Source organism: Kerstersia gyiorum, from assembly GCF_004216755.1.
GTDB classification, from domain to species: Bacteria; Pseudomonadota; Gammaproteobacteria; order Burkholderiales; family Burkholderiaceae_B; genus Kerstersia; species Kerstersia gyiorum.
The window spans coordinates 44,040-58,809 of the sequence record NZ_SGWZ01000003.1 but is presented as its reverse complement, the minus strand read 5'-3'; the positions used below and the strand labels follow the sequence as shown (position 1 = coordinate 58,809).

General features: G+C 63.6%; 11 protein-coding genes. 8 read left to right on the top strand and 3 right to left on the bottom strand.

Translation table 11 applies throughout. The annotated features are described in order from the left end of the window. Positions 1 to 205 precede the first annotated feature (205 nt). Entirely contained in the window at positions 206 to 1,735 is a 1,530-nt protein-coding gene (locus EV679_RS10150) for a helicase HerA-like C-terminal domain-containing protein (protein ID WP_130487138.1), read from the top strand. A 24-nt stretch (positions 1,736 to 1,759) separates the two neighbouring features. Here EV679_RS10150 and EV679_RS10145 read toward each other — a convergent pair whose 3' ends face one another. Next, the gene (locus EV679_RS10145) at positions 1,760 to 2,689 is read right to left on the bottom strand and encodes a DMT family transporter (RefSeq protein WP_130487137.1); all 930 of its coding nucleotides are present in this window, start codon (positions 2,687 to 2,689) and stop codon (positions 1,760 to 1,762) included. Between the two features lie 142 nt (positions 2,690 to 2,831). Between EV679_RS10145 and EV679_RS10140 the strand changes: the two genes are divergently transcribed. The 3 genes from EV679_RS10140 to EV679_RS17870 all read left to right on the top strand — a co-directional run bounded on the left by EV679_RS10140 (position 2,832) and on the right by EV679_RS17870 (position 5,960). Further along, positions 2,832 to 3,815, top strand: a complete 984-nt coding sequence (locus EV679_RS10140; protein WP_130487136.1) for a quinone oxidoreductase family protein — start codon at positions 2,832 to 2,834, stop codon at positions 3,813 to 3,815. A 224-nt stretch (positions 3,816 to 4,039) separates the two neighbouring features. Continuing rightward, positions 4,040 to 4,597 carry a hypothetical protein gene (locus tag EV679_RS10135; protein ID WP_068373901.1) on the top strand — a complete coding sequence of 186 codons (558 nt, stop codon included), beginning with the start codon at positions 4,040 to 4,042 and terminating at the stop codon, positions 4,595 to 4,597. Next, the gene (locus EV679_RS17870) at positions 4,590 to 5,960 is read left to right on the top strand and encodes a YfaP family protein (protein WP_242611461.1); all 1,371 of its coding nucleotides are present in this window, start codon (positions 4,590 to 4,592) and stop codon (positions 5,958 to 5,960) included. Before EV679_RS10135 ends, EV679_RS17870 begins: the two co-directional genes overlap by 8 nt. A gap of 155 nt (positions 5,961 to 6,115) precedes the next feature. Here the strand turns inward: EV679_RS17870 and EV679_RS10125 are convergent, their stop codons facing one another. Together EV679_RS10125 and pepN are read right to left on the bottom strand one after the other, a co-directional pair. Next, on the bottom strand, positions 6,116 to 7,135 hold the full coding sequence (locus tag EV679_RS10125; protein WP_068373898.1) for a class 1 fructose-bisphosphatase: 1,020 nt from the start codon (positions 7,133 to 7,135) through the stop codon (positions 6,116 to 6,118). 39 nt (positions 7,136 to 7,174) lie between these two features. Then, entirely contained in the window at positions 7,175 to 9,883 is a 2,709-nt protein-coding gene (gene pepN / locus EV679_RS10120; RefSeq protein ID WP_127773454.1) for an aminopeptidase N, read from the bottom strand. A gap of 234 nt (positions 9,884 to 10,117) precedes the next feature. Between pepN and EV679_RS10115 the strand changes: the two genes are divergently transcribed. The 4 genes from EV679_RS10115 (at position 10,118) to aroG (ending at position 14,653) form a co-directional block, all read left to right on the top strand. Continuing rightward, a complete protein-coding gene (locus EV679_RS10115) occupies positions 10,118 to 10,756 on the top strand; it encodes a DUF4136 domain-containing protein (RefSeq protein ID WP_068373894.1) in 639 nt (212 codons plus the stop codon). A 115-nt stretch (positions 10,757 to 10,871) separates the two neighbouring features. Beyond that, positions 10,872 to 11,708 (top strand): carbon-nitrogen hydrolase family protein, encoded by an 837-nt coding sequence (locus EV679_RS10110; protein WP_068373893.1) that lies wholly within the window; start codon positions 10,872 to 10,874, stop codon positions 11,706 to 11,708. A gap of 84 nt (positions 11,709 to 11,792) precedes the next feature. Continuing rightward, on the top strand, positions 11,793 to 13,250 hold the full coding sequence (gene tldD, locus EV679_RS10105; protein ID WP_127773455.1) for a metalloprotease TldD: 1,458 nt from the start codon (positions 11,793 to 11,795) through the stop codon (positions 13,248 to 13,250). Between the two features lie 341 nt (positions 13,251 to 13,591). Beyond that, on the top strand, positions 13,592 to 14,653 hold the full coding sequence (gene aroG / locus EV679_RS10100) for a 3-deoxy-7-phosphoheptulonate synthase AroG (protein ID WP_068373886.1): 1,062 nt from the start codon (positions 13,592 to 13,594) through the stop codon (positions 14,651 to 14,653). The last annotated feature ends 117 nt before the right edge of the window (positions 14,654 to 14,770 follow it).

Here is a 14,770-nt window from a genome sequence, read left to right as displayed (position 1 = left end):
AGAGGTACCGGACGGATGGCGGCGCATGAGATGAAAAACCGGCGAATGATAGCAGCGTCCCCGGTTCCGGGTCATTGAAAACCTTGTCGCGCCTGGGCCAGGCATGCGGAAAATGGGTTGCGCCTGTGTCAAAGACGGGAAAGTCGGCTGCGACACGGGTGTGAAAGCCCTAAACTGCGTTTTATTTGCTTCCCGGGAAGAAACCATGAGCGCCGACCCCATTCTCGTTGCCCGCAATGCCGGAACGGATGTCCATCTGCTGCCTGCGCTGGCCAATCGCCATGGCTGCATTACCGGGGCCACCGGTACCGGGAAGACCGTCACCCTGCAAGTGCTTGCCGAGTCCTTCTCGCGGCTGGGCACGCCGGTATTCATGGCCGACGTCAAAGGTGACCTGACCGGCCTGGCCCAGGCTGGGGAAGCATCGCCCAAGCTGCTGGCACGGCTGGAAAAACTGGGTTTGCCGCCGCCCCAATGGGGCGCCTGCCCGGTGGAGCTTTGGGATGTGTTCGGTGAGCAGGGCCATCCCGTGCGCGCCACCATCTCCGATATGGGGCCGATGCTGCTGTCGCGCATGCTCAATCTCAATGCGACCCAGGAAGGCGTGCTGTCGCTGGTGTTCCGGGTGGCCGATGACGAAGGGCTGTTGTTGCTGGACATGAAGGACCTGCGGTCCATGTTGCAGAACGTGGCAGATAGGGCGGCGGAACTGCGTACGCGCTACGGCAATGTGTCCAGCGCGTCGGTGGGGGCGATCCAGCGGGCCCTGCTCACCCTGGAAAGCCAGGGGGCGGACCAGTTTTTCGGCGAGCCCATGCTGGATATCGCGGACCTGATGCGCACGGATGCGCAGGGGCGTGGCGTGGTCAATATCCTGGCCGCAGACCGGCTGATGCAGTCTCCCCGTCTGTATTCCGTCTTCCTGCTGTGGCTGCTGGCCGAACTGTTCGAGCGCTTGCCCGAGGTCGGGGATCTAGACAGGCCGCGGCTGGTGTTCTTTTTTGATGAGGCCCACCTGCTGTTCAACGATGCGCCGGCGGCGCTGCTGGAAAAAATCGAGCAGGTCGTGCGCCTGATCCGCTCCAAGGGCGTCGGGGTGTACTTCGTGACGCAGAACCCGGCCGATATTCCGGAAACGGTACTGGGGCAGTTGGGGAACCGTGTGCAGCATGCCTTGCGCGCTTTCACGCCGCGCGACCAAAAGGCAGTGCGCACGGCGGCCGAGACCATGCGGCCGAATCCCGGCCTGGATATCACCGCTGCGATTACCGAACTGGCCGTGGGCGAGGCCCTGGTATCGCTGCTGGATGAGCAGGGCCGTCCAGGCGTGACGCAACGTGCCTGGATATGTGCGCCGGGCTCGCAAATTGGTCCCATTCCTGTGATGCAACGGCAAGCGCTGCGCCAGGCATCGCAAATGGACCTGCGCTACGGTCAGGCGGTTGACCGGGAATCCGCCTACGAGATCCTGGCTGCGCGGGCCGTGACCTCTGTCGCAGGGACGCCGGCGGCGCCAGCGGGCAAGGCGGCCAGCCCGGCTGCCGAGCCGCAGCAGGATGATGGCGGCAATCCCATGCTCAAGGCCGTCAATGAGTTGCTGTTTGGTTCGACGGGGCCGCGTGGCGGCAAGCGCGATGGGGTGGTCCAGAGCGTAGTGAAAAGCACGGCACGTTCCATGGGCAATTCCCTGGTGCGCGGCATTCTGGGTTCGCTGATGGGGTCCAAGCGGCGCTGAAGCCGTGGCAGGGCCGGCATCAAGTCAGGGAGCTGGCGGTGGTTCGGCTGTCTCGGCTGGTGCCGCCGCCTTGTTGCGTGCGGCCAGCACGATGGCGCTGACGATCAGCGCCGCGCCCGCCAGCATCCGCCCCGTAGGTTGGGCGCCAAATAGCCACCAGGCGCCGGCGATGGCATAGACGGGCTCCAGCGCAATAATCATGCCGCTGCCGCGTGCGCTCAGTCCGCGCAGGCTGGCCACGAACAGACCATGCGCGAGCCCGGTGCACAAAATGCCCAGCAAGGCCAGGTTCAGCCAGTCCAGCCCGTCGAGTCGCATCAGTCCCCATGAGGCGAATGGCGCCAGGACCAGCGCTACGGTCGTGTTCTGCCAGAACGCCACCTGTATCGCGGCCAAGCCGTGCACGGCGCGGCGGTTGGCGGCAGCCAGCAGGGCGAACGAGAAACCCGATGCCACGCCCCAGAGCAGGCCGATGGTGCCCTGGTCGGAGGCATGGAAGGCAGGCGTCACCAGCACCAGACCGGCGCTGACCAGCACCAGCAACAGGCTTTCGCTGCGGCCGATGCGCTCGCGGAAGAGCCAACGGTCCAGCAGCGCGATGAATGCAGGAAAGCTGGCGAAGCCCAGGGTGGCCATGGCGACGCCACCGGTTTTTACGGAGATGAAGAAAGTGATCCAGTGCAGCGCCAGCAAGATTCCTGTGATCATGAGCAGGGCGAACTGGCGGGGGGCCATGCGCTGATGCAGTCCATGGCCACGCCAGCAGGCAAAGGCGGCAAGGGCGAGACAGGCGAACAGTGCGCGCCCGAAGGTAATGGTGACGGCATCCGCATGGATCAGCGCGCCGAAGATTGCACTCAGGCCGAATAGCAGGGCGGCCAGGTGGGCGCACAGCCTGGCGGTTGCAGGGGATGCGGGCCGGAAGACCGGAGAGGCGTGGCGGCGAGAGGTCATGAATGATGCAGGGGAATAGAGGGAGATCGTTCGGGCCGGCCCTAAAATGATTGCACGAAACCAGGGCGGCGCGCGAGCCTGCCAGCGTGGATCATGCTGGCGCCAGCCGCAGGTTTGTTCATCCCCCGACAGGAGCAACGACATGAGTACACAGGCCAAGGCAATGCGCATACGCCGTTACGGCGGTCCGGAAGTGCTGGAATGGGTGGATATCGACGTGCCACCGCCCGCCCCGGGCGAGGTCACTCTGAGGCAGACTGCGGTCGGGCTGAATTTCATAGACATCTATTTTCGTACCGGCCTGTACCAGCAGCCGCTGCCGCATGGCCTGGGCTATGAGGCAGCCGGCGAGGTGATTGCAGTCGGCGAAGGCGTGACCCGCTTGGCGCCGGGCGACAGGGTGGCCTATGGTCAGAGCGAGCTGGGTGCCTATGCAAGCGTACGTAATATGGAGGCCGGTCGCCTGGTCAAGGTACCGGCGGGCGTCAGCGATGAGGAAGCCGCAGCGCTGATGCTCAAGGGACTGACCGTGCAGTATCTGTTCCGCCAGACGTATCGGCTGCAGGCCGGGGAAACCATTTTGTTCCACGCCGCTGCCGGCGGTGTGGGGTTATTGGCCTGCCAGTGGGCCAGGGCGCTCGGGGTCAAGCTGATCGGCACGGTCTCCAGCCCCGAGAAAGCCGAGCGCGCGCTGGCGGCAGGGGCCTGGCAGGTGATCGACTATTCGCGGGAAAACATCGTGCACCGCGTGCTGGAACTGACCGAAGGACGCAAGGTACCGGTGGTGTATGACGGGGTGGGCAAGGATACCTGGGAGGATTCCCTGGATTGCCTGGCGCCGCGTGGCCTGATGGTCAGTTTCGGCAATGCCTCCGGCCCGGTGACGGGTGTCAACCTTGGCATCCTGGCAGCCAAGGGGTCGCTTTATGTGACGCGGCCTACGCTGGCGACGCACATTGCCACGACTGAAGCCCTTCAGGCCGCGGCGGATGAGCTGTTCGAACTGGTTCTGGCTGGCAAGCTCGCGGCGCAGATTTCTCGGCGAGCGCCGTTGGCCGAGGCCGGACGGGCGCAGGATGCCCTGCAGCGGCGCGAAACCACCGGCGCGACGATATTGCTGCCGTGATGTCTGGGCGTAGCCGCTCGGCTACGCCCAGACACAATGGAAATAATTTGTTTAGCTCCTGCCAGACTAGAATTCAGCGGATTTTTTGAATACCTGCCCAGGGCGAGGCGCCGTTCCAGGTGGACGGCGTCCGGCCGGGCAGGTTTCTTTTTCCGCAGCTGGCCTTGGCAGCGTGCCCGCAAGGCCGCTGCCGGGGCAGGCATGCTTCCATGGAGCGACACATAATGAATGTTTCCTTGCGCAAGTCGTGGCTTGCGCCGTTTTGTTTGAGCCTGACCCTGGCGGCCTGCGGCGGCGGGGATGATTCAGGCGGCTCGGACGGCGGCAGCACTCCCCCTGAAGACAATACGCCGGCAGCGAGCATCGAAGCACTGGAGCGGGATGGCACCTTGCCCGCGCTGGACCGCAGCGACAGCCTGGCTGGCGTGGATGCCGATGGCAATGGCGTGCGTGATGACATCCAGGCCTGGGTGACGCAGCTGCCCGCCAACGAGACGCAGAAACAGGCGCTGATGCAGCTGGCCGCTGCCAATCAGAAGGCTTTGCTGGTTGACGTCGCCGACGAACCTGCGCTGCGCCAGGTGGTGTCCCAGCAGATGGCTGGCGTGAAGTGTGTGGTACGCCGCGAAGCGGATGTGCTGGCAGGCGAAAATACCGTGACCGGCCTGCGCGACCGTACGGCCAACACGGAAACGCGTGCCCGCGCCTATATGCGCTACATGGAAGCCGTCAACGGCTATGTCATGAAATCTCCTGACGGCAATGGGTGCGGCGATGAATAAGCGGTTCGGGTTTGCTCCCTTTCCCCTGGCGCGTTCCTATCGTTCGTTCGCGGCTGGCCTGGCCGCTGCGGCCACGCTTTCGCTGGCGGCCGTGCAGCCCGCACTGGCGCAACAGGAACCCGCCAGCCTGTGCGAAACCAGCGGTTATGTGCTGGGCTTTTTCAACGGTGTCTGGAACGATCCGACCGAAGCCGCGCACGGCATGGAGCGGCTGATGCTGCTGGCCGGCGACAGCCATGATGGCGAGCGCGTGACGTCCGAACTGTTCTACAACACCTCCGGCAAGCTGGCCGATCGCCCGGATGTCACGAGCCTGGAAGATGTTGCAGAAGTTTTCATCCAGCGTTCCGAGGAAATCGACGGGGTGTTCGCGCAACGCTGGGAGTATTTCTGGAGCACACTGAGCGGCGCTGGCGAGTCTTCGCTGTGGGAACGCCTGAAGGATAGCCACCAGGCGTTCGGCGACGCCTACCAGGCCTGGCGCGACACCGTGAAGGCCAAGATGGTCTCGTTGCTGGCCGGCATGGCATCCACGCCGCCCACGGAGGCGGATTACATCCGTCACAACGCGCGCATCCAGGGGCTGGTGACGGAACGCAAGAAGTTGCTGCTGGTGGCCCATTCCCAGGGGAATCTGTTCGTCAACAAGGCCTATGACGAAGCCGTCAGGGTCAGCGGTTCCACGGCCAGCGCCAAGGTGGTGCATATCGCCACGGCGGCGCCGACGCTCAATGGCGAATACACCACGGTGGATATCGACCTGGTCATCGGCGGCTTGCGGGCTGTGGCTGGCAATACGCCTGCCGCCAACCTGAATATTCCGTTTTCCAAGGTAGACGCTTCCGGTCACAAGCTGATCGAAACCTATCTGGACGGCACGCGTGCTGCACGCGGCCAGGTTCAGGCGCAGATGCAAAAGGCACTGGGTGAGCTTCAGACGCCGACGACGGTCGGTGAAACTGGTTTCTTTACCGTGACGCTGACCTGGGATGGCGAAGGTGATGTCGACCTGCACACCTTCGAACCGCAAGGCGCGCATGTCTATTATGCCAGCCGGCCCGGCCAGAGCGGTTATCTGGATACCGACAACGTCATTGCCTATGGGCCGGAACACTACTATGCCAGTTGCGATGCGAACGTGTTGCAGGCGGGCGTATACCAGATTGGCATCAATAATTATGCGCGTGCTGCAGGACGTACCGCCACGGTGCAATTGTCCTCTGCCAAGGATGGGGAATTGCTGACGCGTCGCCTGCCGGTGGGCGAAGTCCGCGGAAATAGTGGTAATAATTCACCGATACCGGTCTTCAATGTGAAGGTAGCGCAAAGCGCCGAAGGCGTCTGGAGCGTCACACCACAGTAAGTGCGCCGCTTGAGCTTGCGGTGAACGCCAAACGGCCCGCCCGGTTTCTCATGATCGGGCGGGCCGTTTTCCGCTATGCCTCGTTCAGCCGGATGGGCTGGCCGGGCGAAGGCCGCATGGGGGGGCAAATGCCGACCCGGGGCGGCCGGACGGGATCAGCGTTTTGCTGCGTCCGCTTCCTGGTGGTACTGGCCGACGCGCTCGACTTCATTGCGCGAACCCAGCACCACGCTCACGCGCTGGTGCAGTTGGGTGGGCTGTACATCAAGAATTCGCTGGCGGCCATCAATGGCGGCGCCACCGGCCTGTTCGACCAGGAAGCCCATCGGGTTGGCTTCGTACATCAGGCGCAGCTTGCCGGGCTTGGACGGTTCGCGGGCATCCCAGGGGTACATGAAAATGCCGCCACGCATCAGGATGCGGTGCACATCGGCCACCATGGACGCTACCCAGCGCATATTGAAGTTCTTGCCGCGCACGCCGTTTTCGCCGGCCAGGCACTCGTCGATATAGCGCTTGACGGGGGCATCCCAATGGCGCTGGTTTGACATGTTGATGGCAAATTCCTTGGTATCTGCCGGGATCTGGATGTTGTCATGCGTCAGTACCCAGGCGCCGATATCGCGGTCCAGCGTGAAACCGACCACGCCATGGCCGAAGGTCAGCACCAGCAGTGTCTGCGGGCCGTAGACAGCGTAGCCGGCGGCGACCTGCTGCTTGCCGGGTTGCAGGAAGTCGGCTTCAGTGGCGTCCTGGCCTGCGTGTTCCGTCTTCAGGATGGAGAAAATGGTGCCGATGGACACGTTGACGTCGATGTTGGACGAACCGTCCAGCGGATCGAACAGCAGCAGGTATTCACCCTTCGGATAATGGCTGGGGATCTTGCGGATCGTATCCATTTCCTCGGATGCCATGGCGGCCAGGCAGCCGCCCCATTCGTTGGCTTCGATCAGGATGTCGTTGGACATGACATCCAGCTTCTTCTGCACTTCGCCCTGGACATTTTCGCTTTCCAGGCTGCCGAGCACGCCGCCCAGCGCACCCTTGCCCACGGAGTGGGCGATGCTCTTGCAGGCGCGGCCGACGGTTTCGACGAGCTGGCGCAGCGCTTCGGGCACGCACTGGTGGTCGCGCTGCTGCTCGATCATGTATTGAGTCAGGGTTTTACGGGACATGTTGTTCCAGAAAATAGTGAAAAAACAGGAAATGGGGATTCAAAGGGCCAGGGCCTTGGCGGTGATCTCGTCGACGTTGCGCGACAACGGCTGGTGCGCGCGCACGCGTTCGATGGCGGCGCGCATCGGGGCGCTGAGCGCCGGGGCATGGGCGGCCCAGTTGTCCAGCGCACGCGCCAGGCGGGCGGCGATTTCCGGGTTGATGGCATCCAGTGCCAGGACTTGCTCGGTCCAGAATGCGTAGCCTGCGCCATCGGCCTGATGCAGGCCGGCCGGGTTGTTCAGGCAGAACTGGAAGACCAGCGAGCGGGCCCGGTTCGGGTTGCGCAGCGTGAAGGCCGGATGAGTCAGCAGGCGCCGGGCGGCGGCGACGTCGGTGGCGCGTGAACTGGCTTGCAGGGCGAACCATTTGTCCACCACCAGCGGGTCATGCTTCCAGGTTTCGTAAAACGCGGCCAGGCGTTGCTCGGTGGCCGCATCCCGGCTGTCATTGACCAGGGCGGTCAGCGCCGCCAGGCCGTCGGTCATGTTGCTGGCGGCATCGTATTGCGCCAGCGCCAGCTCGCGCGCGCCTTCGGCCTGGCCTGCCAGCAGGTAGGCCAGCGCCAGGTTGCGCAGCGCGCGCTTGCCGGCAGAAGGAGCGTCGGGCGAATAGGGGCCGGCGACCTCATTGGCGTCGTAGGCGGCGCGCCACAGCGGCGTCAGGGTGCGGCCCAGTTCGGCGCGCAGGAAGTCGCGTGCGGCAGCGATTGCCGGCGGGTCCATTTTTTCCATACGCTGCGCCAGCGCTTTCTCGGAAGGCAGCGCCAGGGCACGGGCGCGGTAGCCGGCGTCCAGGCCGGGGGCGCTCAATTGGGCGCGCCAGGCGTCGACGAATACCGGGTCTGCGTGCATTGGTTCGCCACCGCGCAGGCGTGCCGCATTGGCCAGCACCTGGCGGGCGGCCAGTTCCTGGCCGGCTTCCCAGCGGGCGAAGGGGTTGCCGTCGTGGGCCGAGAGCAATGCCAGGTCGGCATCCTGCCAGTCGTAATCGACGATGACGGGGGCGGAGAAGTTGCGCAGCAGCGACGGCGTCGGGGCCGAGGCCATGTTCTCGAAGCGCCACTGCTGGCGTGCCTCGGTGAGTTCGAGCAGGAAGGTATCGGCTTGCTGGCCGTTGAGCACGGGTGTCAGCGCCTGGCCGTCGGCCGCGATGAAGCCGATGGCGAACGGAATGTGCAGCGGGGCTTTGATGAAATCCGCGCCGCGTTCCTTTTCCACGCCTACCGGCGGGTTGCTTTGCGACAGCGTGACCACGCACGAGCGCGTGGCGGCGTCGTAATCCAGTTCGACGCGCACACGCGGCGTGCCGGCTTGCTCGTACCAGCGGCGGAAGACGGCGAGGTCCTTGCCGGAGTGCAGGCGCTTGTAGACCGATTCCATTGCATTGACGAAATCGTCGCAGGTGACGGCCTGGCCGTCATGGCGCCGGAAATATTCGCGTATGCCTTCCTGGAAGCCGGCTTCGCCCAGCAGCGTGTGCTGCATGCGGATGACTTCGGCGCCTTTCTCGTAGACGGTGGCGGTATAGAAGTTGCCGATTTCCTGGTAGCTGTCAGGGCGAATGGGGTGCGCCATCGGGCCGGCATCTTCCGGGAACTGCGCGGCACGCAGCACGGTTACGTCGTCGATGCGCTTGATGGTGCGGGCGCTGGCGGCTGCTTCGGCATCCAGGCCGGCAGCCATCATGTCGGCGGTGAATTCCTGGTCGCGGAAGACCGTCAGCCCTTCCTTGAGGCTCAGCTGGAACCAGTCGCGGCAGGTGACGCGGTTGCCTGTCCAGTTGTGGAAGTATTCATGGCCGATGACGGCCTCGATGGCGCGGTAGTTGGCGTCCGTTGCTGTCTGCGGGTCTGCCAGCACATAGGCTGCGTTGAAAACGTTCAGGCCCTTGTTTTCCATGGCGCCCATGTTGAAGTCGCGGGCGGCGACGATCATGAAGCGGTCCAGGTCCAGTTCCAGGCCGAAACGTTGCTCGTCCCAGCGCACGGAACGTTCCAGTGATTCCAGGGCCCAGGCGGTCTGCGTGCCCGAACCGGGGTCGGCATAGACCTGCAGCAGCGCTTCCCGTCCGCTGCGGGTACGCAGCTGGCTTTCACGGCAATCGAATTGACCGGCAACCAGAGCGAACAGATAGCAGGGCTTGGGATGGGGGTCTTCCCAGACGGCTTGGTGCCGTCCGCCATCCAGCGTAGTGGTTTCGATCAGGTTGCCATTGGAAAGCAGCAGCGGATAATCGGCCTGGCTCGCGCGCAGCGTGACGCGATAGCGCGACATGACATCGGGGCGGTCGGCAAACCAGGTAATGCGGCGAAAGCCTTCGGCTTCGCACTGGGTGAACAGGCTGGCACCAGACACGTAAAGACCCATCAGCGTGGTGTTCTGCGCCGGGCGGCACAGGCTGGTGATCTGTACCTGTGCATCGGCGGGCAGGCCGTCGATGCGCAGCGTGCCGCTGGCATCGTCCACCTGGTAGCGGCTGGCGTCGAGCAGTTGGCCGTCGACATGGATGGATTGCAGCGTCAGTGCTTCGCCGTCCAGCACCAAGGCAGCCTGGGCAGGCGCATCTGGCTTGCGCTGCACGTGCAGGCGGGAGATGACCCGGGTGGTTTCAGCTGCCAGGTCGAATTCGAGTTCGATCGACGGAATCTGGAACGGATAGGCTTGATAATCCTGGCGCAGGATTGTGGTCGGACTGGCGTGGCGCATAGCGATGTCATCATGCTCGAGATTGGACGGCTACATTGTAGTCGTCCGCACCGGAGAACTGTGCCGGTTGGACTGAAGCCTGTTCCGGGCTGCGCGCCGGCCCAGCGGCAAGGCGTGCGGAAACCCATGAAAACAGGAACAAAACCGCCGGCACAAAACTTTTCGGGCGCGGGACAGTCTTAGCAATAGAATATTCAGCCAGGCTTACGACTTACGATCGCCAGGAGGTATCTCATGTCCCGGACAACAGGAATCTCGCACAGGGGGCGCTGGCCCGGCTGGCGCTTGGGCCTGGGCCTGGCCGTCTTCATGCTGGCAGGCTGCGCGTCCAGCATCTCGGCGCGCGTGACCAGCTTCCAGCAGTGGTCGGACAGCTATGAAGGCCAGACCTACCGGATAGACACACCCGAACAGAGCCGCGGCAACCTCGAATATTCTTCCTATGAAGACATGCTGCGCGCCGCGCTCGGGGCAACGGGTCTGGTCGAGGCCAGAGATGGCGCGCCGGCGCGCTTCCTGGCAGGCTTCAGTTACCAGATCAAGCCGGTGACGGCACTGGTCGAGGAACCGATCTGGTGGGGCATGGGGCCGCCCGGGTTCCGGCCACGTTTCTATGGCTACGGCTATGGTTATTGGGGCGGGCCGCCCGAATGGGTGACGCGCCCGGTGGCCGCCAAGGAATACCGCCTGACGGTAACGATCCAGGACCAGGACAACGAAGGCAAAGAAGTGTATCGCTCGACAGCCGAGCATGTGGGGGCCGGGGATTCCGAAAGCCTGGAAGTCGCACCTTATCTCTTCAGGGCGGTCTTCGATCATTTCCCTGGTAATAACGGCCAGGTGCGGCGCGTGAATTATCAATTGAGCGACTGAAGCGCCTGGGTGAAACCTGCTACGATCCTGTCGATGCGCCGGCGTGGATGAACGCTGGCAGCAGGCGGCAGGCATCGTGTGCCTGCCGGCTATCGCGTTATCCAGGGGAAACTGCATGTCGGAACTCGCGGCGCAAGCATTGGCGGCTGATTCAGCCTTGCCGGTGGCAGGCATACAAATGGTGTCCACACCGGACGTACAGGAAAATCTGGCGCAGGCCGAGGCCTTGATTGCCCAGGCGGTCGCTGGCGGCGCGCGGCTGGTGGCCTTGCCGGAATATTTCTGCCTGATCGGCCTGAAGGACGAGGACAAACTCGCCATCATCGAAACGGATGGCGCCGGCCCCTTGCAGGAATTCCTGTCGGCGCAGGCGCGCCGCCATGGCATCTGGCTGGCTGGCGGCACCATTCCGCTGGCAAGCGGTGATGCGGGCCGGCTGTTCAATGCCCAGCTGGTGTACGGGCCGGATGGCCAGCGCGTGCAGCGCTACGACAAAATCCATCTGTTCAGTTTCACTCGCGGCCAGGAGTCTTACGATGAATCCCGCGTGATTCGCGCCGGTAGCGAAGTCCGCACGTTCGATACGCCTTGCGGGCGGGTCGGGCTTTCGACCTGTTACGATCTGCGCTTTCCGGAAATGTACCGGGCCATGGGCAGCGTCAGCCTGTTGCTGGTGCCTGCGGCCTTCACCTATACGACCGGCAAGGCCCACTGGGAGCTGCTGCTGCGCGCGCGCGCCGTCGAGAACCAATGCTATGTGCTGGCGCCGGCGCAGGGCGGACGCCATGCCAGCGGCCGGCGCACCTGGGGGCACGCAATGCTGATCGACCCCTGGGGCGAGATTGTCGACGTACTGGAAGAAGGGCCGGGTGTGGTCAGCGGCGTCGTCGACCCGGCACGCATCGCCAGCATACGCACCGACCTGCCTGCATTGCGCCATCGCGTGCTCTGATTCCGCCGGTGCTGGCTGCCGGGAAACGAGCCGCTGCCCGTGCGGGTGACGGTTCCGGCGGCCCAATTAATTGTTGAAGAGTCTATGAAACGAATTGATCCCGGGCTGGATGCCCTCAATACCGCCAGGGCCGTCCTGCTGGACCCCTGGGGCCTGGATGAAAGCCACCTGGCGCGCGCGCTGGGTGAGATTTTCACGCACCGCGTCGATTATGCCGACCTGTACTTCCAGCACACCCGCAGCGAGGGCTGGAGCCTGGAAGAAGGCGTGGTCAAGAGCGGCAGCTTCTCCATCGAGCAAGGTGTGGGCGTACGCGCCATCGCGGGTGAGAAGACCGCATTTGCCTATTCCGATCACCTGTCGGCCGAGGCCTTGCTGGCGTCGGCGCGCACGGTCCGCGGCATTGCCCGCCGTGGAGCGGGACGGCAGCAGGTGCTTGCCGGTGATGCGCCGGTGGGTCGGGCGCTGTATCCGTCTTTGGACCCTTTGCTGACCCTGGATGCACCGGACAAGGTGGCGCTGCTGGAACGCGTCGAGCGCATGGCCCGCAGCCGCGATCCGCGCGTCATACAGGTCATGGCAAGCCTGGGGGCGGAACATGATGTGATCCTGGTGGCCGGCAGCGATGGCCGGCTGGTGGCCGACGTCCGGCCGCTGGTGCGTCTGTCCGTCAGCGTGATTGCCGAACAGAACGGCCGCCGGGAAATGGGCCATGGTGGCGGCGGTGGCCGCGCCGGCCTGTCCTACTTCACCGATGCCATCCTGCAGGGCTATGTGGAACGCGCGGTGCATGAGGCGCTGGTCAACCTTGAGGCGCGGCCCGCGCCCGCTGGGGAAATGACTGTGGTCATGGGGCCGGGCTGGCCCGGTATCCTGCTGCACGAGGCAGTCGGCCATGGCCTGGAAGGTGACTTCAACCGCAAGGGTTCCAGCGTCTTTGCCGGCCGCGTCGGCGAGCGCGTTGCCTCAAAGGGCGTGACAGTCGTGGATGACGGTACGCTTGAAGGGCGGCGTGGTTCGCTCAATGTTGATGACGAAGGCAACGCCACGCAGCACAATGTGCTGATCGAGGATGGCATCCTGCGCGGCTATATGCAGGATTCGCTCAATGCGCGATTGATGGATGTGCCGCTTACCGGCAACGGCAGGCGGGAATCCTATGCCTATCTGCCCATGCCGCGCATGACCAATACTTACATGCTGGGCGGGCAGACGCCGCCCGAGGAAATCATCGCTTCGGTGAAGAAAGGCCTGTATGCGGTCAATTTCGGCGGCGGGCAGGTGGATATCACCAGCGGGAAATTTGTCTTTTCCGCGTCCGAGGCCTACATGATCGAAGACGGCAAGGTGACGTATCCGGTCAAGGGCGCGACGCTGATCGGCAACGGCCCGGATGCCATGAACCGTATCAGTCTGATCGGCAACGACATGGCGCTCGATGGTGGTGTGGGAACCTGTGGCAAGGAAGGGCAGAGCGTGCCGGTCGGCGTGGGCATGCCGACCTTGCGCATGGATGGCCTGACCGTGGGCGGCACCGCCTGAACCTTGCCTGCAGCGGTGTGGCTGGCACCCGCATATGACAAACATGGCGGCCAGGCCGCCGTGTTTGTATTTTCGCCACGTTTAAAGAAAACTAATGCATAGCCTGAAAATGAGGCGTGACGGCGGAATTTTTTGTGCTACCATGAATTACATGAACATCCTCAATGCACGATTTTATTTTGCGTACTATTTTCCGATGCCGCTGGCGGAGGAAGGGACGCGTCGTACCTGAGGTTTTCTACCCGTTTCCCTGAAAAAGCCGCCAGCACTGTCTGGCGGCTTTTTTTCGTATGTCGTCGGGCGCAGTTGGCGCAGAAATTATCTAAAACAGGAGTGTCTCCGTGTCTCACAATACCGATGACCTGCGGATCAAAGAAATCATGGAACTGGCTACACCAGCTGAGGTAATCAGCGAATTGCCGTGTTCGGCAAGAGCTTCCACTGTTGTTCATGATGCCCGCCAGGCGGTGCACCGGATTCTGCATGGCGAGGACGACCGGCTGGTGGTCGTGATTGGCCCGTGTTCCATTCATGATCCCGCTGCCGCCCTGGAATATGCCCGCCGCCTGCAGCCCATCCGCGAACAGCTGTCCGACCGCCTGGAAATCATCATGCGGGTGTACTTCGAGAAGCCGCGTACCACCGTAGGCTGGAAGGGACTGATCAATGACCCCGGCCTGGACGGCAGTTTCAATATCAACGCCGGCCTGCGCCTGGCGCGCCGCCTGCTGCTGGAAATCAATGAGCTGGGCATGCCTGCCGGTTGTGAGTTCCTCGACATGATCACGCCGCAGTACATCGCCGACCTGGTGGCTTGGGGTGCCATCGGCGCTCGTACCACGGAGAGCCAGGTGCACCGCGAACTGTCGTCCGGGTTGTCTTGCCCGGTGGGTTTCAAGAACGGCACGGATGGCAACGTCAAGATTGCGCTGGATGCCATCCGTGCGGCGTCGCAGCCCCACCATTTCCTGTCGGTGACCAAAGGTGGGCGTTCTGCCATCGTACGCACGGCTGGCAACGAGGATTGCCATGTCATTCTGCGTGGCGGCAAGCAGCCCAACTACGACCATGCCAGCGTCGAAGCTGCCAGTGCGCTGATGCTGGCCAATGGTCTGGACCCGCGCATCATGATAGATGCGAGTCATGCCAACAGCAGCAAAAAACCGGAAAACCAGCCGCTGGTCGTGGCGGATATTGCATCGCAAGTCGGTGCAGGCGATGGACGGCTGGTCGGTGTGATGGTCGAGAGTCACCTGGTGGCCGGCCGCCAGGACCTGGTGGAAGGCAAGCCGCTGGTCTACGGGCAGAGCATTACCGACGGCTGCATCGGCTGGGATGAGTCTGTTGCGGTGCTGGAGCAGCTGGCCGCAGCGGTGCATGACCGCCGCGAAGTGTTGGTATAAAAATGCTATCCTAAACGCAGCCTGTCCTCGCGGGAAGATTCCTGCGGAACGGGCCCGTTTCCTGCGGGGAGGCGCAGGCGCTGGACGAGATCCTGCGCGTGGCGCCTCCCCGCGCTG